Raw genomic sequence first — 24,357 nt, forward strand, 5'->3', positions numbered from 1 at the left:
CAGCGTCGCTCAGAGCTTGGCGATCGACACTTCGGTCGACTTCACCAGCGCGACCACGTCGGAGCCGGGCTTGAGCTGCAGTTCGTCGACCGAGCGGGTGGTGATCACCGAGGTGACGATGCCCCAGGGCGTTTCGACATCCACTTCGGAGACGACGTCGCCGCGGATGATTTCCTTGACCTTGCCCTTGAACTGATTGCGGACGTTGATGGCTTGGATGGACATGGTGATTTCTCTTTCGGGTTGAAACGGGATAAAGGGATGGGTCGGAAAAAACGGGCCGTCAGCTCGCTGCGGCCAGCGCCACGTCGAGGTCCGCCAGCAGGTCGTCGATGTGCTCGATGCCGACCGACAGGCGCACCGTGTCCTCGGTCACGCCGGCCCTGGCCAGTTCCTCGGGGTCGAGCTGCCGGTGGGTGGTCGACGCGGGGTGCGTGGCCAGCGAACGCACGTCGCCGATGTTCACCAGGCGCGTGAAGAGCTTCAGCGCGTCGAGGAATTTCGCACCGCCTTCCCGGCCGCTGCCGATGCCGAAGGTCAGCACGCCGCTCGACTTGCCGCCGAAGTACTTCTGCGCCAGCGCATGGTCGGGATGGTCTTCGAGCGCCGCGTAGTTGACCCAGTTCACGGCCTTGTGCGCCTTCAGGTGCTGCGCCACCGCGAGCGCGTTGCTGCTGATGCGGTCCATGCGCAGCGCCAGCGTCTCGATGCCCTGCAGGATCAGGAAGGCGTTGAAGGGCGAGATGGCCGCGCCGGTGTTGCGCAGCGGCACCACGCGCGCACGGCCGATGTAGGCCGCCGGGCCCAGCGCCTCGGTGTAGACCACGCCGTGGTAGCTCACGTCGGGTTCGTTGAGGCGCTTGAAGCGTTGCTTGTGCTCGGCCCACGGGAACTTGCCCGAGTCGACGATCGCGCCGCCGATGCTGGTGCCGTGGCCGCCGAGGTACTTGGTCAACGAGTGCACCACGATGTCGGCACCGTGCGCGATGGGCCGGCTCAGGTAGGGCGAAGGCACGGTGTTGTCGACGATCAGCGGCACGCCGTGGCGGTGCGCGATCTCGGCGATGGCCGCGATGTCGGTCACGTTGCCGGCCGGGTTGCCCAGCGACTCGACGAACACCGCCTTGGTCTTCTCGTCGAACAGCTTCTCGAAGCTCGACGGATCGCGGTGGTCGGCGAAGCGCGTGGTGATGCCGAACTGCGGCAGCGTGTGGGCGAACAGGTTGTAGGTGCCGCCATACAGCGCGGTGCTGCTGACGATGTTGTCGCCGGCTTCCGCGATGGTCTGGATCGCGTAGGTCACGGCCGCCTGGCCCGAGGCCACGGCCAGCGCCGCGATGCCGCCTTCGAGCGCGGCCACGCGCTGCTCGAGCACGTCCTGGGTCGGGTTGTTGATGCGGGTGTAGATGTTGCCCGGCACCTTGAGGTCGAACAGGTCGGCGCCGTGCTGCGCGCTGTCGAAGGCATAGGCCACGGTCTGGTAGATGGGCGGCGCGACCGCGCGCGTGGTGGGTTCGGGCGAGTAGCCCGCGTGTACCGACAGGGTTTCGAATTTCCAGTTCTTTTGCGACATGCGGAGGCCTTTCAGGGTGGAAAGAAGAAGATGAAGATGAAGAAGAAGAAATAGAAAGGAAGAAGAGGAGGAGGAAGAAGAACAACAACAGTCCGTTCACGCTGAGCTTGTCGAAGCGCTGCGCAAGGCTTCGACAGGCTCAGCCCGAACGGTTGTGAACATCAAACGGTTGTGAGCATCAAACGGTTGTGAGGATCAAACGGAGTGAGCATCAAACGGTAGTGAGCATCAATCGGTTGTGAGCATCAAACGGTAGTGAGCATCAAACGGTTGTGGGGCATCAAATCGCCCAGCGCAATTCGTGCGCCGGGGTTCTGAGCCAGCTGGCGTCGGCGCTCCCGGCCTCCGCGTCAGGCTTCTGCAGCACCCTGTCGAGGATGCGCTTCTCAATCGCCGCGAAGGCCGGGTCGCCCTGCGAGCGCGGGCGGGCCAGTGCGATGTTCTCGTCGAGTGCGATGCGGCCGTCCTCGATCAGGATCACGCGGTCGGCCAGCGCGACGGCTTCCTGCACGTCGTGCGTGACCAGCAGCGCGGTGAAGCGGTGACGCTGCCACAGGTTCTCGATCAGCCGGTGCATCTCGATGCGGGTGAGCGCGTCCAGCGCGCCCAGCGGCTCGTCGAGCAGCAGCAGCCGCGGGTGGTGCACCAGCGCGCGCGCCAGCGCCACGCGTTGCCGCTGGCCGCCCGACAGCCGCGCCGGCCATTCGTTCTCGCGGTCGGCCAAGCCGACCTGGGCCAGCACCTCGCGGCCGCGCTCGCGCAGGTCGGTCGGCAGGCCCAGCGTGACGTTGTCCAGCACGCGGCGCCAGGGCAAGAGACGCGCCTCCTGGAACATGATCCGGGTGTCGTCGTGCAGCCCGTCGATGGCGCGGCCGTCGGTGGACAGCGTGCCTTCGGTCGCCGACTCGAGTCCGGCCACCAGGCGCAGCAGCGTGCTCTTGCCGCAGCCGCTGCGCCCCACGATGGCGATGAACTGGCCGGGCTCGATGCTCAGCTGCGTGTTGCGCAGCACGTCGCGCGCGCCGTAGCGCTTGTGCACGCCGCGCACTTCGAGCTTCACGCCGCCAGCGATCAGGGGTGCCGACGGCACCCCGTCCGCGGACGCGCCGAGGGCGCCGTCGCGCGAGAGATAGAGCGATGAGTTCATGGTGTGTGTCTCCGGCTCACCTGGATTGATAGCCGGGGTGCCAGCGCAGCCACCAGTGCTCGAGGCCGCGCGCGAACAGGTCGGCCAGCTTGCCGAGCAGCGCGTACAGCAGGATGCCCACCAGCACGATGTCGGTCTGCAGGAACTCGCGGGCGTTCATCGTCAGGTAGCCGATGCCGGCCTGCGCCGAGATGGTCTCGGCGACGATCAGGATCACCCACATCAGGCCCAGCGAGAAGCGCAGGCCGACCAGGATCGACGACAGCGCGCCCGGCAGGATCACTTCGCGGTAGAGCTGCCAGCGCGTGAGGCCGTAGGTGCGGCCCATCTCGATGAGCTGCGGGTCGACGTTGCGGATGCCGTGGAAGGTGTTGAGGTAGATCGGGAAGAACACCGACACGCTGATCAGGAACAGCTTGGCGGTCTCGTCGATGCCGAACCACAGGATGACCAGCGGGATCAGCGCCAGCGCGGGGATGTTGCGCACCATCTGGATGGTGGAGTCGAGCAGCGTCTCGGCGAACTTCACCGAGCCGGTCAGCAGGCCCAACGCTAGCCCGGCACCGCCGCCGATCGCGAGGCCGGCCAGCGCACGGCCCGCGCTGACCTTCACATGGGTCCAGAGCTCGCCCGACACCGTGAGCGTCCAGGCGGCCTTGACCACGTCGATCGGCGCCGGCAACACGCGCGTCGACAGCCAACCGAAGGACGATGCGATCTGCCAGAGCACGATCAGTCCCACGGGCACGAGCCAGGGGATCAGTCGCCTGGCGACGCTCACGCCGAAGCCCTTGAGCGCGCCAGCCACACTATCGGTGGCGACGACGGCCGGCAGTTTCTGCACTTGTTCGTTCATGGCCGTCCTCAGCTTTGCGAAGCCAGACGCGAAGGCGCGTCGAGATTGGCCACGACTTCGCCGAAGGGCCCGGTCGGCAGGCCGCCGGCCAGCCGTGCCTTCACCTTGTGCGAGAGCAGCGGGAACACCAGCTCGGCGAAGCGGTAGGCCTCCTCGAGGTGCGGGTAGCCCGAGAGAATGAATTTGTCCAGGCCGAGTGCCGCGTACTCCTCGATGCGCGCCGCCACGGTCTTCGGATCGCCGACCAGCGCGGTGCCCGCACCGCCGCGCACCAGGCCCACGCCGGCCCACAGGTTGGGCGAGATCTCGAGGTCGGCGCGCGTGCGCTTGGCGCCTTTCGAATGCAGCGCGGCCATGCGGCGCTGGCCTTCGGAGTCCATCTTCGCGAAGGCGGCCTGGGCGCGGATCACGGTGGCGTCGTCGACGCGGCTGATCAGGTCTTCGGCGGCCTGCCAGGCGGCTTCGTCGGTTTCGCGCACGATCACGTGCAGGCGGATGCCGAACTCCACCTTGCGGCCCTTGCGCTCCGCGCGGGCACGCACGTCGGCGATCTTCTTCGCCACGTCGGCCGGCGGTTCGCCCCAGGTCAGGTAGGCATCGACCTGCTCGGCCGCGAGTTCGTGCGCGGCCTCGGACGAGCCGCCGAACCACACGGGCGGGTACGGCGTCTGCACCGGCGGGTACAGCAGCTTGGCGCCCTTCACCGTCAGGTGCTTGCCTTCGTAGTCGAAGCTCTGGCCGTCATGGCTGCGCGCCAGGATCTCGCGCCAGATGCGGATGAACTCGGCCGACTGCTCGTAGCGCGAAGCGTGGTCGAGGAACACGCCGTCGCCTTCGAGCTCGGTCTGGTCGCCGCCGGTCACGAGGTTCACCAGCAGGCGGCCCTCCGAGAGGCGGTCGAAGGTCGCGGCCATGCGCGCGGCCAGGCTGGGCTGGTGCAGGCCCGGGCGCACCGCGACCAGGAACTTGAGCTTGGTGGTCGCGCCGATCAGGCTCGACGCGATGACCCAGGGGTCCTCGCAGGAACGGCCGGTGGGAATCAGCACGCCTTCGTAACCGAGGCGGTCGGCGGCGCCGGCGATCTGCTGCAGGTACGACAACTCGACCGGCCGCGCGCCCTCGGCGCTGCCGAGGTAGCGGGTGTCGCCGTGCGTGGGAAGGAACCAGAAGAATTGCATGGCGGCGGACTCAGGCGATGCTGGCCGCAGCGGCCTCGAGCACGTTGATCTTCTTGGGAATCAGCTTCAGCGCGAAGAAGGTGTCGGCGATCTGCTGCTGTTCGGCCAGGATGGCCTTGGTGATCGGACCGGTGCCGTAGCGGCCTCGGCTCGCCGTCAGGTCGAGCACCGGCTTGGGCAGGCCCAGCAGCGCCGCGAGCTCGGTCGCGAACGCGTCCTTGTGGGCTTCGGCCCACTTGTCGATCACGTTGATCTCCTCGGTCACGATGGACAGCACGTCCTGGTTCTTCGCCACGTAGTCGAGCGACGAGAAGTAGAAGGCGCGGTTGCCCACCACGCCGGTGGCGTCGGCCAGCACGCGCGCGTCGAGCGTCTTCTCGGCGGCGGCGAGGAAGGGGTCCCAGATGACCCAGGCGTCGACCGAGCCCTTTTCGAAGGCGGCACGCGCATCGGCCGGCGGCAGGTAGACCAGGTTCAGGTCGGTATAGGCCAGGCCGTGCTTCTCGGCCAGCTTGACGATGAAGTAGTGGACGTTGCTGCCCTTGTTGAGCGCGATCTTCTTGCCCTTGAGATCTGCCGCGGTGCGCAGCGCCGAGCCCTTGGGCACCAGCACCGCTTCCGACGCGGGGCGCGGCACGGTGGCGGCCACGTAGGCCAGCGGCGCGCCCGCGGCCTGCGCGAAGATCGGCGGCGCTTCGCCCACGTCGCCGAAGTCGATCGAGCCGACGTTGAGCGCTTCGAGTTGCACCGGGCCGGCCGTGAACTCAGTCCACTTCACCGACACGTTGAGCGGCGCGAGCCGCTTCTCGAGCGTGCCGCGGCCCTTGAGCAGGCTCAGGTTGCCCTTCTGGTTGCCGATGCGCAGCGTGCGCGCCGGCGGCTGTGCCAGTGCGGCGAAGGAAGGCAGCGCGATAGCGGCGGCGGCGCCCTGGATCAGGCGGCGGCGGGGGATCGAGATCGATGTCATGGCGGGCTTTCTTCGGACAGGTCGAATGAAGGGCGAATCAGTTCAAGGGCGCCGAGGTGGCGGTCAGGAAGGCCGTGATCAGCGCGATGGCCGCGACCACCAGCAGGCTCAGCGCGAGGTCGCGCAGCGACTGCCACAGCGGGCGCGGATCGGAATCGATCGCGAAGTCTTCGGAATTCACGGGATGCATGGAGATGTCCTTTTGCGAAACACAGGCAAAGCCTTCCCCATGGCCACACCACGGCGGCGCCACGGGACTCTGTTCGTGAAACACCGCGGAACCGGCTTCGCCGGGCCGCTGGTGTTGCCCCCTCGAGGGGGAAAGCCAAGCGACACGAAGTGCGCGCCGGCTATCGGGGGGGAGCTAAAAACTACATCGCACCTGCGAAAACGGCACCGGATCGAAGCCGCGCCGCGGCGCCAGCTTCAGGCCTTCCGTGGCCAGCGCCTCGGCCGCGTCGTCGAGCCGGCGTGCGAGGTCGGGGTGCACCTGGTAGGCGCCCTCGGGCGTGAGCGTGACCTGCGCATCGGTGGCGTAGACGCCCGGCAGGATCTGCCGCGCGGCCAGCGACTGCAGCACCGGGCGCAGCGCATAGTCCAGCGCCAGCATGTGGTGCGGACTGCCGCCGGTGGCCAGGGGCAGCACCGTCTTGCCCTTGAGCGCGTCCTGCGCCAGCAGGTCCAGCAGCACCTTGAGCACGCCGCTGTACGCGGCCTTGTAGACCGGCGTCGCGACCACCACCACCTGCGCCTCGGCCACCTGCGCGATCACGCGCTGGACGGCCGGATGGTTCCAGTCCGCATGCAGCAACGGCTGGGCCGGGAGCTCGCGCACCGCGATGCGATCGAGGCGGGCGCCGCGGCCTTCGAGCCGCTGGCCCACCGCTTCGAGCAGGGCCGACGAACGCGAGGGGGCGGTCGGGCTGCCGGCAATGAGGAGAACTGTCACTGTAGCTTTCTGAGGTTTTTAGGCGTGAGGGCCGCCGCGCGCGGCCGCCCGAAGCGGCCGGCCCGCCCCCCGGTAGGGGGGGTGGGAGGAGGCGACACGCAGTGCGCCGGAGCCTGGAAGGCGAGCACTTATTTGTTCGTATAGATCTGGTCGAAGGAACCGCCATCGGCGAAGTGCGCCTTGTCGGCCTTGGCCCAGCCGCCGAAGGCGTCGTCGATGGTGAACAGCGTCAGCTTCGGGAACTGCTTGTCGTACTTGGCCTTCGCCTTGTCCGAGGTCGGGCGGTAGTAGTTGCGGCCGGCGATGTCCTGGCCTTCGTCCGAGTAGAGGTACTTCAGGTATTCCTCGGCCACGGCGCGCGTGCCCTTGCGGTCGACCACCTTGTCGACCACGGCCACGGTGGGCTCGGCCAGGATGCTGATCGAGGGCGCGACGATGTCGAACTTGTCCGGACCGAATTCCTTCAGCGCCAGGTAGGCCTCGTTCTCCCAGGCCAGCAGCACGTCGCCCACGCCGCGCTGGACGAAAGTGATGGTGGAGCCGCGCGCGCCCGTGTCGAGCACCGGCACGTTCTTGAACAGCTTGCCGACGAAGTCCTTGGCCTTATCCTCCCCGCCGTACTTGCGCTTGGCGAATTCCCAGGCCGCGAGGTAGTTCCAGCGCGCGCCGCCCGAGGTCTTGGGGTTGGGTGTGATCACCTGCACGCCGGGCTTGATCAGGTCGTCCCAGTCCTTCAGACCCTTGGGATTGCCCTTTTTCACCAGGAACACGATGGTCGAGGTGTAGGGCGCCGAGTTGTGCGGCAGGCGCTTCTGCCAGTCGGGCTTGACCAGGCCGCCATGCTTGACCAGCGCGTCGGTGTCGCCGGCCAGTGCCAGCGTGGCGACGTCGGCGTCGATGCCGTCGATGATCGAACGGGCCTGCTTGCCCGAGCCGCCATGCGACTGCTTGACCACCACGTCCTGGCCGGTCTTGCCCTTCCAGTAGGCGGCGAAGGCCTTGTTGTAGTCCACGTAGAGCTCGCGCGTCGGGTCGTACGAGACATTGAGCAGGTTCACCGTCTGGGCGAACGACGGCAGCGCCGTGAGGGCCATGCTGCTCGCGAGGGCGGTGCCGATGGAAAGCTTGATAAAGTCGCGGCGAAGGCTCATGGTGTTCTGCTCTCTGTTCAATGCAAGGGGCATATCGATGAAGCTGCCGATTCTGAATTCGGCATAAGGAACTTGGAACGACCGAGTTCTCAGTTCTAAATAGCGAAATCAACTAAGGAGCCCCACTCAAGGCGCTCCGCAACCCACACGCAAAGGCAAATCCAAATGGCTCGCATGGTCCAGTGCATCAAGCTCGGCAAAGAAGCCGAGGGACTCGACTTCCCTCCCTACCCTGGTGACATGGGCAAGCGGCTCTGGGAAAACGTCAGCAAGGAAGCCTGGGCCGCCTGGCTCAAGCAGCAGACGATGCTGGTCAACGAGAACCGGCTGAACCTGGCCGACCAGCGCGCCCGGGAATACCTCAAGCGCCAGATGGAGAAGCATTTCTTCGGCGAAGGCGCCGATGTGGCGCAGGGCTACGTTCCCCCGACGGCCTGACCCGTCTTCCTCCTTCCCCGCCAGGGGAAGGCCGGGATGGGGGCACGGTGTCATCCATGGACACGCCGGCGGCCCTCACCCCCGCCCTCTCCCGGAGGGAGAGGGAGTCACTCCCCATGACCGAATCGACCGTCTTCCTCCTTCCCTCGCCGGGGGAAGGCCGGGATGGGGGCACGGTGTCATCCATGGACACGCCGGCGGCCCTCACCCCCGCCCCCTGCCGGAGGGAGAGGGAGTGAATTCCCCATGACCGAACCCGTCACGTGGCGTGCCGATGGCGTTCCGCTGAGCGAACGCTTCGGCGACATCTATCACACCGAAACCGGTGCGCTGGCGCAGTCGCGCCATGTGTTCCTGGGCGGCTGCGGCCTGCCCGGCGCCTGGGCGGACCTGCCGCAGTGGCGCATCCTCGAGACCGGTTTCGGCTTCGGCCTCAACTTCCTTGCGACCTGGCAGGCCTGGCGCGACGACCCGGCGCGTCCGGCGCTGCTGCACTTCGTGTCGATCGAGGCCCATCCCGTGGGCGCCGAGGACTTGCGCCGCGCCGCGTCCTCCTACCCTGAACTGCATGCGTTGGCCGAGGAACTGGCCGCGCAATGGCTGGAGCTGCTGCCCGGCTTCCACCGCCTGGCCTTCGACGGCGGCCGCGTGCTGCTCACTTTGTGCGTGGGCGACGTGCAGGCCGTGCTCAAGGCCCAGCGCTTCGAGGCCGACAGCCTGTTCCTCGACGGCTTCAGCCCGGTGCAGAACCCCGACATGTGGTCGGCCGACACGCTCAAGGCGGTCTCGCGCTTCGCCCGGCGCGGCACCGGCCTCGCGACCTGGACCATCGCGCGCGCGGTGCGCGACACGCTCGCGCAGCTCGGTTTCCAGGTCCGCAAGGCGCCGGGCTTTCCGCCCAAGCGCGACTGCCTGCGCGGCGTGTTCGACCCGGCCTGGACGCCGCGCCAACGCACGCCCGCCACTGCGGCGGCCACGCCCGGCCGTTGCGTCGTGATCGGCGCCGGCCTCGCGGGCGCGGCCGTGGCCGCGAGCCTGGCGCGGCGTGGCTGGCAGGTCGAGGTGCTCGAACGCGCCGACCGTGCAGCCGCGGGGGCCTCGGGCCTGCCCGTGGGCATGATCGCGCCGCACGTCTCCTCCGACGACGCCCTGCTCTCTCGCCTCACGCGCGCGGGCATCCGCGCCACCTGGCAACAGCTCGAGGACCTGCTGGTCGAGGGCCGCGACTGGCGCGCCAGCGGTGTGGTCGAACGCCGGCCGGCGGTGCCGACACCGCGGCTGCCGCCGGGCTGGACGCCCGCCGGCCCCAACCTCTCATGGCACGCCGATGCCGGCCGGCTGGCCGCGGCCGGTCTGCCCGCCGACGCCGCTGCGCTGTGGCATGGGCGTGCAGGCTGGGTCAAGCCGGCGGCACTGGTCGCGGCCTGGCTGGCACAGCCCGGCATCCGGCTGCGCACGGCGGTCGACGTCGCGCGGCTCGCGCCCTCGGCGCCGGGCTGGCAGTTGTTCGATGCGGAAAATCGCCTGGTCGCCGAGGCCGACCGCGTGGTCGTCGCGGCCGGCTTCGACAGCCTGGGCTTCGCGCCCGCGCTGCCGCTGCAAGCGGTGCGCGGGCAGGTCGCCTGGGGCGCGTCGCCAGCGCCGCTGGCGGCCACGCCGGTCAACGGCGACGGCCATCTGATCCCGCAGGTGCCCGGCGCCGATGGCAGCTGGCACTGGCTCAGCGGCGCGACCTACGAGCGCGGCAGCACCGACACCACGCCGCGCGAGGCCGACCACGCGGCCAACCGCGCGCAGCTCGAACGGCTGCACCCCGCCACCGCCGCGGCGCTGGGCAGCACCTTCGACCAGGCCGCGCCCTGGGCCGGCATCCGTTGCGCCTCGGCCGACCGCAGGCCGCTGGTCGGTCCATTGGAAGAGCGACCCGGGCTGTGGGTCTGCACCGCGCTGGGCTCGCGCGGCCTGAGCTTCGCCGCGCTGTGCGCCGAGCTGCTGGCCGCGCAGTGGCATGGCGAGCCGCTGCCGCTGTCGAACGCGCTGGCGAAGGCGCTGTCGACGCAGCGGCGCTGACGCGGGCCGCTCAGGCGGCCGGTGCGTGCTTCAGGCTGAACAGCCCGACATTGACCCGCCCCGACCTGAAGCCCGCTTCGCAATAGCAGAGGTAGTACGCCCAGAGGCGCTTGAACGCGTCGTCGAAACCCAGCCGCTCGATGTCCTGCCAGGACGCGAGGAAGCGGCGGCGCCATTCGGCCAGCGTGGCGGCATAGCTGAGACCGAAGAGCTCTTCGACCTGCAGCGTGAGACCGGCACGCTCGGCCTGCGCCTGCATCGCCTCGATCGACGGCAGCATGCCGCCCGGGAAGATGAAGCGCTGGATGAAATCGGGCGTGCAGCGGTAGTGGTCGAAGTGCGCTTCGGCGATCGTGATCACCTGCACCACGGCCGTGCCCCCGGGCGCCAGGCGCTCGCGCAAGGTGTCGAAGTAGACCGGCCAGTAGCGCTCGCCCACGGCTTCGAGCATCTCGATGGAGACGATGCGGTCGTAGCGGCCGTCGACGTCGCGGTAGTCCTGCAGCCGCAGGTCGACCTGCTGTTCGCGCTGCTCGGCCACCACGCACTGCTGGGCATGCGCCAGTTGCTCGGTCGACAGCGTGAGGCCGGTGATCTGCGCGCCCTGCTTGGCGAGGGCCAGCGCCAGCGCGCCCCAGCCGCAGCCGATCTCGAGCACCTTCGCGTCGGGCTTCAGGTCGAGCAGTTCGACGATGCGTTGCAGCTTGGCGGCCTGCGCCTGCTCGAGCGTCTCGTCGCCCGAGGCGTAGAGCGCGCTCGAATAGACCATGTCGGGGTCCAGCCACTTCGCATAGAACGCGTTGCCCATGTCGTAGTGGAAGGAAATGTTCTGGCGGCTGCCGCGGCGCGTGTTGGCGCGCGCGCGGTGCAGCAACCGGCCGGCCCAGCGCGCGGGCAGCGAGGCGTCGAACACGCGGCCCCACCCGGCTTCGTTGCGGATGCCGAACTCGAGCAGCGCCGTGAGGTCCGGCGTCGACCAGTCGGCGTCGCGGTAGGACTCGGCCAGCCCGATGTCGCCGCGCAGCAGCATGCGCGCCAGCGGACGCCAGCGGTGCAGCGTGATCGCCGCATGCGGGCCCGGCGCCGCGCCGCGGCCCTCGACCCGCTGGCCGTCGGGCAGTTCGACGACCAGCGTCCCGCAGGCCATGCCGCGCATCAGGCGCGCAAGCAGGCGGCGCAGCGGATGCCGCGTCCAGCCCGGGCGCAACGCGGCCGCGGCCTGCTCGAGGGACTCGGCCTGCAGGCCGTTCGACGGGGTGGAGGAAGTGCTCATGAGTCTTTGGTTCCGGCGATGGTCACGGCGTGCGCGGGGGCGGCGGGGCAGGCATGGAAGCGCGCGCCCTTGAGCCACAGCCGCAGGGCTTCCCAATGGATGGCACCCACCACCTTGAGGGTCAGCAGAGGATGGGAAAAGAAGACGGCGGCCAGCGCGGCATCGCCGAGCGCACGGCGCGTCGCATCGAAGCGCGCCACGAGCACCGGGCCCGTGTCGTCGGCCACCGTGATGCCGATCGCCAGGCCGGGACGCGCCGGATCGGGCGCCTGCATCCGGAAGTCGTAGCGCAGGTCGAGCCCGAGGAAGGGCGAGACATGGAACTGCTTGTCGCAGCGCTGGGCGATGTCGCGGCCGTCGCGCCCTTCGGCGTCGACCGCGATCAGGTAGCTGTGCCGCTGGCCGAAGGTGTTGTTGACCTCGTAGAGGATGGCCTGCAGCCCGCTGCCGTCCGGATGGTCGCAGTAGTAGACGCTCAGCGGATTGAAGGCATAGCCCAGGATGCGCGGCATGCTCAACAGCCGGATCGCGCCGCCCGCGCGCAGGCCGGCTGCGACGAGCTGGCGCTCCACGTAGGGCCGAAGACCGAGTCCGTCACCGGCGCCGTAGTCGCGCTCGTGCAGGCTGAACAGGTTGAAGCGGTTGAGCGAGAACAGCCGCAAGCGGCGCGCGAGCGCGGGCAGTTCGTCGATGTCGAGCAGCAGCGAGAACACGCGGTAGCCGAGCCGGTGCTTCGCGGGCCGCAGCCGCTGGTGCATCACGCGGCCGGCGTAGAGCGCGGACGCCGTGACGGCGGCGCTGTCGGTGGTCACGCTGCGACCTCTGCGCTCGACGGGGTGTGAATGCGGATGCGGCCCGATTCGTTGGCCACGTTCCAGGGCCGCCGCACGCCGCCCAGGGCCTCGGCCACGGCCAGCCCGGCCTGCAGGCCGTCTTCATGGAAGCCGGCGCCGAAGTACGCGCCGCAGAACCAGGTGCGGCGGCGGCCCTGCAGGCTCCAGAGTTCGTCCTGCGCGCGGATCGCCTTCATGTCGAAGACCGGGTGCTCGTAGATCTCGCTTCGGATCAGGTGCTCGCTGCGCGGCTCCAGCGTCGGGTTGAGCGTGAGGAACATCGGCGTGGTGTCGGGGATGGCCTGCAGCCGGTTCATCCAGTAGGTCACGCAGGGCGCCTCGGCGCGGCTGCGGTTGGCCGCGTAGTTCCAGCTCGACCACACGGCGCGGCGTTGCGGCATCAGGGCCGGGTCGCTGTGCAGCACCGCGCGGTTGCGGCTGTAGTCGAAGGCGCCCAGCACCCGCTGCTCGTGGGCGGTGGCGTCGGGCATCAGGCGCAGCGCCTGGTCGGCGTGCGTGGCGATCACCACCTGGTCGAAGCGCTGCGGCGCGGCCGCGCCCTCGGTGCGCACCCAGACGCCCTCGGCGGTGCGCCGCACTTCGGTGACGGCCTGGTCCAGGCGCAGGCCTTGTCCCAGCCCGGCCGTCAGGCGTTCGACATAGCGCGCGCTGCCACCGGTGACCGTGCGCCAGGCGGGCCGGCCGCTGAGCTTGAGCAGATGGTGGTTCTCGCAGAAGCGCACGAAGGCTTCGGTCGGGTACTCGCCGACGCGGGCCGCCGAGGTCGACCAGATCGCCGCGGCCATCGGGTAGAGGTGGTCTTCGCGGAAGGCCTTGCCGAAGCCACGCACATCGAGGTAGCTGTCGAGCGGGATCAGGCCGAAGCGCTCGGCGTCGGCCGGCGCCTGGCGGTAGAAGCGCACCAGGTCGCGCAGCATCGACCAGAAGCGCAGGCTCAGCAGGTTGCCGCGCTGCGCGAACAGGCCGCGCAGGTCGGTGCCCGAATACTCGAGCTGGCCGCCGTCCAGGCTCACGGCGAAAGACATCTCGGTGGCCTGCGTCGCCACGCCCAGATGGGCGAACAGCGCGCTCAGGTTCGGATAGGCCGGCTCGTTGTAGACGATGAAGCCGGTGTCGACCGCCACCGGACCGGCCGCCGTCGGCGCCTCGACCGTGTTGCTGTGGCCGCCGGGCCGGCTGTCGGCCTCGAACAGCGTGACGCGGTGGCGCTGCGCCAGCAGCCAGGCCGCCGACAGCCCGGAGATCCCGCTGCCGATCACGGCGATGTCCTGCGAAGAGCCGTCGTGCCCATGGGTGGGGGCCGAGCCGTCGGGCGCAAAGGCGGTCGTCATGGGGGTGCTCCGAATGGGTTGTTGCTGCTTGTACGCAGCCATCGGCGATTTGGATTTGCCCGGCGAACAGGGGGAGCACGGCGAAGCCCCTGTGATCTAATTCCGCGGGCGGTGCGTAGGAGCACCATGAACACCGCCCGACACCCCGCGGCCTCCCTTGCGCCAGCCAGAAGAACGCTGCGTGCGCCCTGGCTGTCGATCGTGAGGCTGCATCACAGCCAAAGCGAGATGCCGACAAGCGATGAACTGAACGAGTGGGCACGTGCCATCGCACGCAGCGGCGACCGGCAGGCCTTCGCCGCGCTGTTCAAGCACTTCGCCCCGCGCGTGAAGTCCTACCTGATGCGCCTGGGCACCTCCGACAGCCTGGCCGAGGAACTCGCGCAGGAAGCCATGGTCAACGTATGGCGCAAGGCCGACGGCTTCGATGCCAGCCGTGCCAGCGTCTCGACCTGGATCTTCACCATTGCCCGCAACCTCCGCATCGACCATTTCCGGCGCCAGGGCAACCGGCTCTCCGAGGGCCATGCCAGCGACATCGGCGACGAAGTCGAGCTGGCCGACACGCTGCCGGCGCTCGACGAGCAGTTGCTCGCGCGCCAGCGCGAAGCCGGCGTGCGCGAAGCGATGAACCGGCTCTCGCCCGACCAGCTGCAGGTGCTGCGCATGTCCTTCTACGAGGAGCAGCCCCATGCGCGGATCGCGCAGGAACTGGGCATCCCGCTGGGCACGGTCAAGTCGCGGGTGCGGCTGGCCATGCACCACCTGCGCCGGCTGCTCGACGGACTCGAACCATGACGACCACGATCCAACACCATCCCGACGACGACCTGCTGCTGGCCCACACGGCCGGCCGGCTGTCACGCGGCCCGGCGGTGGTCGTCGCGACCCACGTCGAAGGCTGCGGCCATTGCCGCGAGCGTCTGCGCCTGCTGGAAGCCGTGGGCGGCGCGCTGCTCGAGGCCCTGCCGCCCGAAACGCTGGCGCCCGACGCGCTGACGCGCACGCTGGCCGCCATCGACGCGCTGCCCCGCACGCCCGTGGCCCCGCCGAACGCGGGCCCCCACCCCACCCTGCCACCCGACATGCAATGGCCGCGCGCGCTGCGCGACTGCAGCGCGACGCCCTGGCGCTGGCTCGGGCCCGGCATGCGCTGGAGCCGCGTGACCTTGCCCGACGACCCGAAGGCCAACGTGTTCCTGCTGCGCATCGGCGCCGGCAAGCAGTTGCCGGTGCACACCCACAGCGAATGCGAACTCACGCAGGTGCTCTACGGCACCTTCCACGACGGTCGCGCGCTGTTCGGTCCGGGGGATTTCGACGAGGCCGACGGCAGCTTCCACCACCAGCCGACGGTGCAGGCCGGCGGCGACTGCATCTGCCTGGCCTCGGTCGAGGGCAAGGTGCTGTTCCGGGGCGCGCTGGCCCGCATGCTGGGGTCGCTGGTCGGCATGTGAGGCCGACCGGCAGCTTCAGCGCCCGCCGAAGGCCATCGTGAGCCGCGCGGCAGCGGCCGCCGACACCGCCGTCACGAAGGTGCCCCAGCACAGGTCGGCGATCGTCACCTGCCACGACCAGTCCTTGAGCGTGGCCTGGTTGGTCAGGTCGTAGGTCGCATAGGCCAGCAGGCCGAGCAGCGCGCCGAAGCCCAGCGCCGTGGCCCAGCGACCGCTGGACAGCGCCGGCATGACCGCGAACACCACCACGCCCGCGACATAGATCAGATAGAACAGCACGGCCGGGCCGACCGCGAAGGGCTCGCGCATCAGGTGGCCGATGGCCGGGCGATAGAGCCGGTCGGCCATGGTCGTGAGCCAGACGGCGTCGAGCGCCAGGAAGACCACGGCCGTGGCCAGGTAGGCGACGGCGGTTTGCCGGAAGGTCATGCGTAGCTCCTGTGCGTGAGAGGGAACGAGGCGCGGCGGCCTCGCGCTGCATACGCATCGACCCCTGCCGCGGATCACTTGAGCCGGTAGCTGAGCTGGCGTCCGCCCTCGAGCGTCGAATCGAGTCCGACCCATTCGCCCTGCGCCGAGTACCAGACGTCGATCGGCTGCGGCGGCCCCTCGATGCGCCAGCGCGTGGCCGTCAGCGGCTGCCCGCGGACCTCGATCGGGCCGCTGCCGACGCGACTCACGCGCACCGTCTCGGCCTTGCCGGTCTGGGCGTTGAGCAGCCGGCTCTGCTGGCGCATGGCGGGGTTCCAGTAGGCGAAGCTCATCACGCAGCCCGGCAGCACACGCACCGCCTGCACCGCCCCGGTCTCGGCCGTCACCGACAGGCCCTCGCCCGCCGGCTCGGTGCGCACGCGGCTGACAGTGCCGTCGTCGTCGGTGGTGGCGCTCAGCTGGTCGAGGCAGTCGCCGCGCCAGCGCTCGGTGGCCTGGTGCCGGTAGCGGTAGACCGTGAGGCCCAGCAGCTTGACGGCGAAGCGCGCATCGCTCTGCACCTCGCGCGCCTCGGGCGGTCCGCCGACCACGAAGCGGTGCTCGCCGATCGGCTTGCCGTCCAGGAAGGCGGTGAAGTTGGATTCGGCCGCCGTCGCGGCGCCACCCGCCGCGCACAGGCCCCAGGCGCAGACCCGGAGCCATGTCATGGCGCAGACCCCTTCCCGGCGCGGCGCACCGGACCGGGCACGAAGGCGTTGGTGCGCGCGATGTAGTCGCGGTAGGCCGGCCGACGCTCGGCGATGTCCTTCTCGAGCAGTTTCACGCCCGAGACCTTCAGCAGCAGCACCGTCATGAGCAGCGGCGACACGACGCTCCAGGCCCCGGCCCAGCCCGCGCCGGCCAGGGCCGCGAGCCACAGCCCCCACCAGACGCAGGCCTCGCCGAAATAGTTGGGATGGCGTGTGTAGCGCCACAGGCCGAGGTCCATCACCTGGCCCTTGTGGCCCGGGTCGGCCTTGAAGCGCGCCATCTGCGCGTCGCCGATCGCCTCGAAGACGATGCCGAAGGCGGCCAATGCGAGGCCGAGGGCATCGAGCGCATTCAGCGGCCGTGCAGCCGCCGCCCCGACCAGGAACGGCGCCGACACCACCCAGGCCAGCACGGCCTGCAGGCAGAACACCAGATACAGGCTCTTGAAACGGTAGCCCGGCTGGTTGCGCTCGCGGATCTCCCGGTAGCGCCGCTCCTCGCCATGGCCCCAGTTGCGCCAGGTGATGAACAGGGCGAGGCGCAGCGCCCAGATGCTGCCCAGCGCCAGCATCCAGAACGCCCGCGCACCGACGTCCGGCGTCAGCAGCAGGTAGACCCAGCCCGCGCCGACGATCAGCAGCGACCAGACCCTGTCGACCAGGCTGACGTCGTCGCGTCGCAGGCTCGCGAGCCAGGTCAGCGCGGCGAGCGCCACGGTCAGCGCCAGACCGGCGAAGGCGGTCGACGCGCTCATGGCTTCGGCTCCTCGGCGCGCACGCCGTCGAAACGCACCGACAGCCGCACCAGCAGCGGCAGCACCCCGCCCCAGACCAGCGCCAGCGTGAACAGCGCCGGCACGGTGTGGACGAAGGCCGCGCCGCCCAGCCGCACGCCCGAGGAGAACGCGACCGGCCCGACGATCGCGCCCAGCAGCGCCGCCAGCCACAGCCGGGGCCGGAGCCAGCGCAGGCTGACGTTGAGCGCGATGCCGAACAGTCCCCACAGAGCCACCATCCAGTAGGGCGCGAAGTGCGGATCGGGCTGGCCCGACGGGTAGGCGACGTGGCCCTGCAGCGCCACCACCGTCTCGACCGAAAAGCCGATCGCGCAGGCCAGCGCCACCAGCAGCGCCTCGCGGCCCGGCTGCGCCGACACCGACAGGTGCCAACAGATCACGGCCACCACGCACAGCGTGCCGGCCAGCGGCATGTGGTGGGCGGCACCGAGCACCGCCGCGAACCAGGCCAGCTGCGACAGCGCGACGTTGGCCAGCAGCACCGTGCGCGTGGGTCGGCCGGCGATGGCCGCGGGCGAGGTCGGAGGCGCCGCCATGGGGGCCAGGGCGACCGTCATGCGCGCCGCTCGAACAGGTAGTGGCTGACCCACCAGCGCTGGCCGTCGTCGTAGCCGAACAGCTCGGCCACCGACATGAAGAACAGCCGCCAGCGGACCCACCACACGTCGGCCTCCTCGCCGTAGGTCTCGCGGAACAGCGGCATCAGCGTGGCGCGGCGCTGGTCCATGTTGCGCAGCCAGGCCTCGGAGGTGCGCTGGTAGTGGGTGCCGTCCCAGCGCCACTGCTGCAGCAGCCGCAGGTCGTCCTGGCAGCGCAGCGGCAGGTCGTCGCTGGGCATCATGCCGCCCGAGAAGAAGTAGCGGCTCATCCAGTCGCTCGCATCGCGCTCGACGAAGGGGTACGGTGCGCCACGGTGCGCGAACACGTGCATGAAGAAGCGGCCATCGGGCCGCAGCCAGCGCGCCACGTTGGCGAAGGCTTGCGGCCAGTTGCGCAGGTGCTCGAACATCTCGACCGACACCACGCGGTCGAAGCGATCGGCGGTGTCGAACTGGTTGATGTCGCGGGTCAGCACGCGCACGTTGGCGAGCCCGCGCTGCCTGGCCTCGGCCTCGATGTACGTACGCTGCGAATTGGAGTTGGACAGCGCCGTGATACGGCTGTGCGGATAGTGCTCGGCCATCCACAGCGTGAGCGAGCCCCAGCCGCAGCCCAGCTCCAGCACCACCTGCCCGTCGACCAGCCCCGCGCGTTCGCAGGTGGCCGCCAGCGCCGCCGCCTCGGCGTCGGCCAGCGTCTCGACACCCTCGGGCCAGTGGCAGCTGCTGTACTTGCGATGCATGCCCAGCACCTCGCCGAAGAAGGCGGCCGGCACCTCGTAGTGCTGCGCGTTGGCCTTCTCCGGCAGCGGCGCCAGCGAAGCGGCCTGCAGCTCCTGCACGAAGGCCTGCTTGAGCGCGGCCGATGCCTCGGCATCGTGGTCCTGCAGTTCGACCAGGCGCTGCGTCAGCAGGCGGCGAATGCCGAGGCGCACCAGGCGATCGGGCACCAGACCCCGCTCGACCGAGCGGATGGCGACTTCAGTGGCTTGCGGCATGCGCGTGTCCTCGTTGGGTGGCACCGCGATGGGGCGCCGCTAGCAGGCTATACGCAGAAAAAGCCCGACTGGATCAACCTGTCGCACGGCGCGCGCAGAATGGGCCATGCCCACCCGCTACGACATCACCCACACCACGGTCTACCGCTACAGCACGCCGGTCACCTTCGGCGAGCACCGCGTCATGTTCCGTCCGCGCGACAGCCACGACCTGCGGGTGCTGGCGACCGACCTGCAGGTCAGCCCCGAGGCGATCGTGCGCATGATCCAGGACCCGCACTCCAACTCGGTGGCGCTGGTCCAGCCGATCCAGCCCTCGCTGGAACTGCGGCTGGTGGCCTCGTTCACCATCGAGCGCGCCGACGTCACCCAGGACCTCTCCCTGCTCTCTCCCTCGGCCGAGTTCCTGCCCTTCGCCTATTCGCTGCAGGACCGGCTGGACCTGGAGCACTACCTGCGCCCGCACCACGACGACCCCGACGGCACGCTGATCGCCTGGGCGCACCAGTTCTTCCGCCACGACGGCCCGACCGGCACGCGCGACCTGCTGGGGCGCATGAACCAGCACATCAACCAGAACTTCCGCTACGAGACACGCGACGAGGAAGGCACGCAGACCCCGCTGCAGACGCTGGCGCTCGGGGGCGGAAGCTGCCGCGACTACGCGCTGCTGATGATGGAGGCCATGCGCCGCCTGGGCGTGGCGACGCGCTTCGTCTCGGGCTACCTCTACGACAGCGCGCTCGACGTCGCCGCACCCGCAGGCGAAGGCGCGATGACCGGCGCCGGCGCCACGCACGCCTGGCTGCAGGCCTACCTGCCCGGCGCGGGCTGGGTGGCCTACGACCCGACCAACAACCTGCTGGGCGGCAGCCAGTTGATCCGCGTCGGCGTGGCGCGCGACCCGGCCTTCGCGGCGCCGGTCTCGGGCAGCTGGTTCGGCGAGCCCGATGCCTATGTGGGGCTCGAAGCCTCGGTGCAGGTCAAGCGGCACGCGAGCTGACCGGACACCGGCAGACGCAACAGAGCACCTGTCCTACGCCAGCGCCGGGCGTTCGGCGCTGCAATCGCTTCCCGGAATTTCCGGAAGGAGACCGCCATGCTCGCCAACAAGGAAGCCATTGCCAATCTTGCCGTCAAGGACATCGAGGCGGCGCGCCAGTTCTACGAGGACACGCTGGGCCTGACCCAGGTCGCATCGGAATGCGAAGACGTGCTGACGTTCCAGAGCGGCGCCTCGCAGTTCTTCGTCTACCGCTCCGACTTCGCCGGCAGCAACCAGGCCACCGCCATGAGCTGGGCGGTCGGCGAGGAGATCGAGCAGATCGCGCGGGCGCTCGCCGCCAAGGGCGTGCGCTTCGAGCACTATCCGGACATGCCCGACACGCAGCTCGAGGGCGACGTCCACCATTCGCAAGGCATGCGCATCGCATGGTTCAAGGACCCGGATGGCAACATCCTGAGCCTCGTGACGGGCTGAGCCCGCACCGTCGGGGTGTCGCCGACACCCCTGATTTCCTTATCCAGAAAAGGTCTTGAAAGGGCCGGAAACCCGCATGAGCGCTCGCGCATAAGCTTATCCACATAAGCCGCGAACCAAAAAATAGTTGGTTTCCGTGCCTTGCCCTCCTACAGTCGCCGGTTCTTGGTGGCGCCGGACGCACCGCACTTCAAGACTTTCACACGATGTACCAATACACAGATTTCGATCGCCAGTTCGTGCACCTGCGCGCGGCGCAGTTTCGCGACCAGCTGGAACGCTGGCAGGCCGGCAAGCTCCCGGAGGACGATTTCCGTCCGCTGCGGCTGCAAAACGGCTGGTACGTGCAACGCTACGCACCCATGCTGCGCGTGGCCGTGCCCTACGGCGAGCTCTCGAGCCGCCAACTGCGCGTGCTGGCCCGCATCGCCCGCGAATACGACGAGCCCGAGGCGGCCGTCTACCAGAAGGCGATCGAGACGCAGGGCAAGTTGGGTTCGCTCAAGCTGCCCACGCACTACGCGCACTTCACCACGCGCCAGAACGTGCAGTACAACTGGATCCCGCTGGCCAAGAGCGCCGACGTGATGGACCTGCTGGCTTCGGTCGACATGCACGGCATCCAGACCAGCGGCAACTGCATCCGCAACATCACCAGCGACGAGCGCGCGGGCGTGGCGGTCGACGAAGTGGCCGATCCGCGCCCCTTCGCCGAAATCATGCGGCAGTGGAGCACGCTGCACCCCGAATTCGCCTTCCTGCCGCGCAAGTTCAAGATCGCGATCAGCGGCGCCACCGAAGACCGTGCCGCCACCGGCTGGCACGACGTGGGCCTGAAGCTGATCAGGAACGAGGCTGGCGAGCTCGGCTTCCGCGTCCAGGTAGGCGGCGGCATGGGCCGCACGCCCATCGTCGGCAGCGTGCTGCGCGAGTTCCTGCCCTGGAACCAGATCATGAATTACCTCGAGGCCGTGGTGCGGGTCTACAACCGCTACGGCCGTCGCGACAACATCTACAAGGCGCGGATCAAGATCCTGGTCAAGGCCGAAGGCCAGCGCTACGTCGACGACGTCGATGCCGAGTACCAGCAGATCCTCGAGCACGACGGCGCGCCGCACACCATCACGCAGGCCGAATACGACCGCGTGGCCGCCTCCTTCGTGCCGCCGACGCTGGCCACCCGCGTGCTGCAGAGCGCCGAGCAGACCGAGGTCGCGCTGCGCCAGCAGGCCGCCGACGACGTGCAATTCGCACGCTGGCTGGCGCGCAACGTGGCGCCGCACCAGAACCCGGCCCTGCGCGCGGTCACGCTGTCGTTCAAGCGCCTCAAGCAGGCCCCGGGCGATGCCTCGGCCGACCAGCTCGACACCGCCGCCCGCCTGGCCGACCGCTTCAGCGCCGGCGAAGTGCGTGTGACGCACGACCAGAACCTGCTGCTGCCCTGGGTGCACGCCGAAGACCTGCACGCGCTGTGGCTGGCGGCGCGCGAGGCCGGCTTCGCGAGCGCCAACGTGCACCTGCTGACCGACATGATCGCCTGCCCCGGCGGCGACTTCTGCGCGCTGGCCAATGCACGCTCGATCCCGATCGCCGAAGCCATCACCGAGCGCTACCAGGACCTGGACGAACTCGACGACCTGGGCGAGATCGACCTGCACATCAGCGGCTGCATCAACTCCTGCGGCCACCACCACAGCGGCCACATCGGCATCCTGGGCGTCGACAAGGACGGCAAGGAGTGGTACCAGGTCACGCTGGCCGGCTCCGACGGTTCCGACCTCAGCGGCCCGGCCCAGGCCGGCAAGGCCGTCGGCCCTTCGTTCTCCGCGGCCGAAGTGCCCGAGGTGATCGAGGCCGTGCTCGGCGCCTACCGCGACACCCGCAAGGTCATCGACGGAAAGAGCGAGACCTTCATCGACACGCTGCGCCGCGTGGGCCACGACCCGTTCAAGGCCGCGGCCAACGGTGCGCGCTTCAAGGCCGAAGAGGTCACCGCATGAGCCAGACCCTGAAACTTCTTGCCGCCGAAGACCACATCGACGACGGCGATCCGCACGTGCTGCAACTGGCCAACGACGCCGACCCGCAGGCGATCGCGGTCTGCCTGCAGGACATCGACCGCATCGACCTGCACTTCCCGAAGTTCACCGACGGCCGGGCCTACAGCCAGGCCTTCCTGCTGCGCCGTCGCATGGGCTTCAAGGGCGAGATCCGCGCCACGGGCGACGTGCTGATCGACCAGCTGGTACAGATGGAGCGCACCGGCTTCACCAGCGCCGTGCTCAAGGAAGGCGTCGACGCCTCGGCCGCGCAGCGGCAGTTCGAGCGCTTCTCGGCCTTCTACCAGGGCGACGCGGTGAACGTCGCACCGCACTTCGTGGCGGCCCCGGGCACCTGAAGCCCCCTGTTCAGCCGCGCTGCGACTCTTCGAAGGCGGCGCGATTGAACAGCGCGAAATACAGCACGTCGGACCACTGCAGGCCCAGCGGGTTCTCGGTGGCGCCGCTGCGGGTGCTGTCGCAGTCGTCGTCCAGGCGCAGGCCGAAGAAGGCGTCGAGCGGCTCGTCGCCTTCTTCCCGCAGTGCCTCCTGCAGCCGCCGTGCCGCCTGACCGATGTCGTCCGGCAGCGCGTCCAGCGCCGCCCCCGCGGCGATGCAGCGCACGATCTCCTCTTCCACGCAGTTGCGCAACCCGTCTTCCGTTTCTTCGGACATGCAGTCCAGCTCGACCGTCTCCAGCAGCAGGTGGGTGTCGCGATGGGCCTCGAGGAAGGCGATCGTCTCGTCGAGCCCGGCCAGCAGCTGCGCGGTCGCCACCGGCTCCGCAACCGCGGCGACCGGCGCCGCTTCGGCCTGCGGCGAGACGAAGCGCTTCAAGCGCTCCGCCAGCGTCAGCGCCTTCGGCACCGGGGGCGCCGCGGGCAACGGCGGCAGCGTGACGAGATGGCGAACGATCGCGATGAAACGCTGCACGCGCGCATAGCCTGCAGCGAAGTCGCTGCCGATCGCGTGGAGTCGGATCTTTTCGTCCGGCGTGTCGCCTTCCAGGCCGTCGGAGATCAGCGAGGCGCAGAGCTGCGGGTCGCCGGACATCAGCAGCCGGTACATGAAGGGCACGTCGTAAGGCCACTCGGACAGACCCGAGATGGTCTCCGGACGGTCCGCATACGACGCGGGGCGGTTGCTCAGGCTGTAGAGATAGGAGCGGTTGGCCATCGGGGTTGAACGGGTGGTGGGGGTCCGCGCATTCTAGGAAGCGAGCCCGCGCCTTATCCAACCTGGCCTGCAAACCGCGTCGCAACCCGCATGGTTGCTGGTGCATTTGCTTATCCGCATGAAGCGCGAACAAAAAGATCGTTTGTTTTCATAAGGCCTCTGCCTAAAGTTCGGGCCTCCACCGGAATCCTCCCAAATGAGCAGCATCGACCTCGCACACGTCAACGCCGAACTCGGACGCAACGCGCCCGGGCTCGTGGACTGGGCCATCGGCCTGGGCCAGCCCGCGATCATCACCACCAACTTCCGGCCCTTCGAGGCCGTGATCCTGCACATGGTCACGCGCGCGAAGCGCAACGTGCCCGTGGTCTGGATGGACAACGGCTACAACACCGAAGCCACCTACCGCTTCGCCGACGAAGTGACGAAGCAGCTGGGCCTGGACCTGCACATCTACCTGCCGCGCCGCTCGCGCGCGCACCGCGAAGCGGTGGACGGCGCCACCCCCGCGCTCGACGATCCGCGCCACGCGGCCTTCACCGAAGAGGTGAAGCTCGAGCCCTTCGCCCGCGCGCTGCGCGAGACCGCACCCAAGGTCTGGTTCACCGCGCTGCGCGCCACCGACACGGCCGTGCGCGCGCAGATGGACCCGGTCAGCATCAACCCCGACGGCCTGATCAAGGTCGCGCCGCTGCTGCACTGGTCGTCGAAGGATCTGTATGAATATTGCGAGGCGCACGGCCTGCCGAACAACTTCGACTACGTGGACCCGACCAAGGGCGAAGACAACCGCGAGTGCGGCCTCCATCTCTCGCACTGACGGCATCGTCCCACCGCTCCCAC

27 protein-coding genes are annotated in these 24,357 nt (G+C 69.2%); 9 read left to right on the plus strand and 18 right to left on the minus strand.

Going from position 1 to position 24,357, the window contains the following annotated elements; translation table 11 throughout:
* Window positions 1-9: 9 nt before the first annotated feature.
* The 9 genes from ACSFBC_RS15060 to ACSFBC_RS15100 form a co-directional block, all read right to left on the minus strand.
* The gene (locus ACSFBC_RS15060; RefSeq protein ID WP_183026473.1) at window positions 10-225 is read right to left on the minus strand and encodes a TOBE domain-containing protein; all 216 of its coding nucleotides are present in this window, start codon (window positions 223-225) and stop codon (window positions 10-12) included.
* A 58-nt stretch (window positions 226-283) separates the two neighbouring features.
* Window positions 284-1,573 carry an O-acetylhomoserine aminocarboxypropyltransferase/cysteine synthase family protein gene (locus ACSFBC_RS15065; protein ID WP_435511126.1) on the minus strand — a complete coding sequence of 430 codons (1,290 nt, stop codon included), beginning with the start codon at window positions 1,571-1,573 and terminating at the stop codon, window positions 284-286.
* A 280-nt stretch (window positions 1,574-1,853) separates the two neighbouring features.
* A complete protein-coding gene (locus ACSFBC_RS15070; protein ID WP_435511127.1) occupies window positions 1,854-2,720 on the minus strand; it encodes an ATP-binding cassette domain-containing protein in 867 nt (288 codons plus the stop codon).
* A 16-nt stretch (window positions 2,721-2,736) separates the two neighbouring features.
* Complete coding sequence (gene ssuC, locus ACSFBC_RS15075) at window positions 2,737-3,576, minus strand: aliphatic sulfonate ABC transporter permease SsuC (protein ID WP_435511128.1); 840 nt, start codon at window positions 3,574-3,576, stop codon at window positions 2,737-2,739.
* An 8-nt stretch (window positions 3,577-3,584) separates the two neighbouring features.
* Window positions 3,585-4,754 (minus strand): FMNH2-dependent alkanesulfonate monooxygenase, encoded by a 1,170-nt coding sequence (gene ssuD, locus ACSFBC_RS15080; RefSeq protein WP_435511129.1) that lies wholly within the window; start codon window positions 4,752-4,754, stop codon window positions 3,585-3,587.
* A 10-nt stretch (window positions 4,755-4,764) separates the two neighbouring features.
* Window positions 4,765-5,721 (minus strand): sulfonate ABC transporter substrate-binding protein, encoded by a 957-nt coding sequence (locus ACSFBC_RS15085; RefSeq protein WP_435511130.1) that lies wholly within the window; start codon window positions 5,719-5,721, stop codon window positions 4,765-4,767.
* A 37-nt stretch (window positions 5,722-5,758) separates the two neighbouring features.
* Window positions 5,759-5,911 carry a hypothetical protein gene (locus tag ACSFBC_RS15090; RefSeq protein WP_435511131.1) on the minus strand — a complete coding sequence of 51 codons (153 nt, stop codon included), beginning with the start codon at window positions 5,909-5,911 and terminating at the stop codon, window positions 5,759-5,761.
* A gap of 174 nt (window positions 5,912-6,085) precedes the next feature.
* Window positions 6,086-6,670: an NADPH-dependent FMN reductase gene (gene ssuE, locus ACSFBC_RS15095; RefSeq protein WP_435511132.1), complete on the minus strand. Its 585-nt coding sequence runs from the start codon at window positions 6,668-6,670 to the stop codon at window positions 6,086-6,088.
* Between the two features lie 128 nt (window positions 6,671-6,798).
* A complete protein-coding gene (locus ACSFBC_RS15100) occupies window positions 6,799-7,821 on the minus strand; it encodes a sulfate ABC transporter substrate-binding protein (RefSeq protein ID WP_435511133.1) in 1,023 nt (340 codons plus the stop codon).
* A 165-nt stretch (window positions 7,822-7,986) separates the two neighbouring features.
* Here ACSFBC_RS15100 and ACSFBC_RS15105 point away from each other — a divergent pair, with 165 nt between their 5' ends.
* Window positions 7,987-8,259 (plus strand): oxidative damage protection protein, encoded by a 273-nt coding sequence (locus tag ACSFBC_RS15105; protein WP_435511134.1) that lies wholly within the window; start codon window positions 7,987-7,989, stop codon window positions 8,257-8,259.
* A 246-nt stretch (window positions 8,260-8,505) separates the two neighbouring features.
* Complete coding sequence (mnmC, locus tag ACSFBC_RS15110; protein ID WP_435511135.1) at window positions 8,506-10,329, plus strand: bifunctional tRNA (5-methylaminomethyl-2-thiouridine)(34)-methyltransferase MnmC2/FAD-dependent 5-carboxymethylaminomethyl-2-thiouridine(34) oxidoreductase MnmC1; 1,824 nt, start codon at window positions 8,506-8,508, stop codon at window positions 10,327-10,329.
* Window positions 10,330-10,339: 10 nt separating this feature from the next.
* On the opposite strand, the gene ACSFBC_RS15115 is transcribed toward mnmC, so the two are convergent.
* Genes ACSFBC_RS15115 through ACSFBC_RS15125 form a run of 3 tightly spaced genes read right to left on the minus strand, consistent with a single transcriptional unit; the run spans window position 10,340 to window position 13,787 of the window.
* Window positions 10,340-11,602 carry a class I SAM-dependent methyltransferase gene (locus ACSFBC_RS15115; protein ID WP_435511136.1) on the minus strand — a complete coding sequence of 421 codons (1,263 nt, stop codon included), beginning with the start codon at window positions 11,600-11,602 and terminating at the stop codon, window positions 10,340-10,342.
* Window positions 11,599-12,414: a DUF1365 domain-containing protein gene (locus ACSFBC_RS15120; protein WP_435511137.1), complete on the minus strand. Its 816-nt coding sequence runs from the start codon at window positions 12,412-12,414 to the stop codon at window positions 11,599-11,601. The genes ACSFBC_RS15115 and ACSFBC_RS15120 overlap by 4 nt, the downstream gene beginning before the upstream one ends.
* Window positions 12,411-13,787 (minus strand): NAD(P)/FAD-dependent oxidoreductase, encoded by a 1,377-nt coding sequence (locus tag ACSFBC_RS15125; protein ID WP_435511138.1) that lies wholly within the window; start codon window positions 13,785-13,787, stop codon window positions 12,411-12,413. The genes ACSFBC_RS15120 and ACSFBC_RS15125 overlap by 4 nt, the downstream gene beginning before the upstream one ends.
* A 228-nt stretch (window positions 13,788-14,015) precedes the next feature.
* Here ACSFBC_RS15125 and ACSFBC_RS15130 point away from each other — a divergent pair, with 228 nt between their 5' ends.
* Entirely contained in the window at window positions 14,016-14,585 is a 570-nt protein-coding gene (locus tag ACSFBC_RS15130) for a sigma-70 family RNA polymerase sigma factor (RefSeq protein ID WP_435511139.1), read from the plus strand.
* Complete coding sequence (locus ACSFBC_RS15135; RefSeq protein WP_435511140.1) at window positions 14,582-15,244, plus strand: ChrR family anti-sigma-E factor; 663 nt, start codon at window positions 14,582-14,584, stop codon at window positions 15,242-15,244. Before ACSFBC_RS15130 ends, ACSFBC_RS15135 begins: the two co-directional genes overlap by 4 nt.
* A 15-nt stretch (window positions 15,245-15,259) precedes the next feature.
* Here the strand turns inward: ACSFBC_RS15135 and ACSFBC_RS15140 are convergent, their stop codons facing one another.
* The 5 genes from ACSFBC_RS15140 to ACSFBC_RS15160 all read right to left on the minus strand — a co-directional run bounded on the left by ACSFBC_RS15140 (window position 15,260) and on the right by ACSFBC_RS15160 (window position 18,819).
* Window positions 15,260-15,673: a DUF2177 family protein gene (locus ACSFBC_RS15140; protein WP_435511141.1), complete on the minus strand. Its 414-nt coding sequence runs from the start codon at window positions 15,671-15,673 to the stop codon at window positions 15,260-15,262.
* Between the two features lie 74 nt (window positions 15,674-15,747).
* On the minus strand, window positions 15,748-16,383 hold the full coding sequence (locus ACSFBC_RS15145; RefSeq protein WP_435511142.1) for a DUF6134 family protein: 636 nt from the start codon (window positions 16,381-16,383) through the stop codon (window positions 15,748-15,750).
* Window positions 16,380-17,180 carry a DUF1295 domain-containing protein gene (locus ACSFBC_RS15150; RefSeq protein ID WP_435511143.1) on the minus strand — a complete coding sequence of 267 codons (801 nt, stop codon included), beginning with the start codon at window positions 17,178-17,180 and terminating at the stop codon, window positions 16,380-16,382. Before ACSFBC_RS15150 ends, ACSFBC_RS15145 begins: the two co-directional genes overlap by 4 nt.
* Window positions 17,177-17,779, minus strand: a complete 603-nt coding sequence (locus tag ACSFBC_RS15155; RefSeq protein WP_435511144.1) for a DUF2878 domain-containing protein — start codon at window positions 17,777-17,779, stop codon at window positions 17,177-17,179. Before ACSFBC_RS15155 ends, ACSFBC_RS15150 begins: the two co-directional genes overlap by 4 nt.
* The gene (locus ACSFBC_RS15160) at window positions 17,776-18,819 is read right to left on the minus strand and encodes an SAM-dependent methyltransferase (protein WP_435511145.1); all 1,044 of its coding nucleotides are present in this window, start codon (window positions 18,817-18,819) and stop codon (window positions 17,776-17,778) included. The genes ACSFBC_RS15155 and ACSFBC_RS15160 overlap by 4 nt, the downstream gene beginning before the upstream one ends.
* 106 nt (window positions 18,820-18,925) lie before the next feature.
* Between ACSFBC_RS15160 and ACSFBC_RS15165 the strand changes: the two genes are divergently transcribed.
* From ACSFBC_RS15165 to ACSFBC_RS15180, 4 genes are all read left to right on the plus strand, one after another.
* Window positions 18,926-19,822 (plus strand): transglutaminase family protein, encoded by an 897-nt coding sequence (locus ACSFBC_RS15165; RefSeq protein WP_435511146.1) that lies wholly within the window; start codon window positions 18,926-18,928, stop codon window positions 19,820-19,822.
* Window positions 19,823-19,918: 96 nt separating this feature from the next.
* Window positions 19,919-20,299, plus strand: a complete 381-nt coding sequence (locus ACSFBC_RS15170) for a VOC family protein (protein WP_435511147.1) — start codon at window positions 19,919-19,921, stop codon at window positions 20,297-20,299.
* A gap of 206 nt (window positions 20,300-20,505) precedes the next feature.
* Window positions 20,506-22,299 (plus strand): nitrite/sulfite reductase, encoded by a 1,794-nt coding sequence (locus ACSFBC_RS15175; protein ID WP_435511148.1) that lies wholly within the window; start codon window positions 20,506-20,508, stop codon window positions 22,297-22,299.
* Window positions 22,296-22,697: a DUF934 domain-containing protein gene (locus tag ACSFBC_RS15180; RefSeq protein ID WP_435511149.1), complete on the plus strand. Its 402-nt coding sequence runs from the start codon at window positions 22,296-22,298 to the stop codon at window positions 22,695-22,697. The genes ACSFBC_RS15175 and ACSFBC_RS15180 overlap by 4 nt, the downstream gene beginning before the upstream one ends.
* 10 nt (window positions 22,698-22,707) lie before the next feature.
* Here the strand turns inward: ACSFBC_RS15180 and ACSFBC_RS15185 are convergent, their stop codons facing one another.
* On the minus strand, window positions 22,708-23,514 hold the full coding sequence (locus ACSFBC_RS15185; RefSeq protein WP_435511150.1) for a DUF7822 domain-containing protein: 807 nt from the start codon (window positions 23,512-23,514) through the stop codon (window positions 22,708-22,710).
* Between the two features lie 196 nt (window positions 23,515-23,710).
* Here ACSFBC_RS15185 and ACSFBC_RS15190 point away from each other — a divergent pair, with 196 nt between their 5' ends.
* Entirely contained in the window at window positions 23,711-24,334 is a 624-nt protein-coding gene (locus tag ACSFBC_RS15190; protein WP_435511151.1) for a phosphoadenosine phosphosulfate reductase domain-containing protein, read from the plus strand.
* The last annotated feature ends 23 nt before the right edge of the window (window positions 24,335-24,357 follow it).

Origin of the sequence: Variovorax frigidus, from assembly GCF_051216515.1 — a bacterium.
Classification (GTDB): domain Bacteria; phylum Pseudomonadota; class Gammaproteobacteria; order Burkholderiales; family Burkholderiaceae_C; genus Variovorax.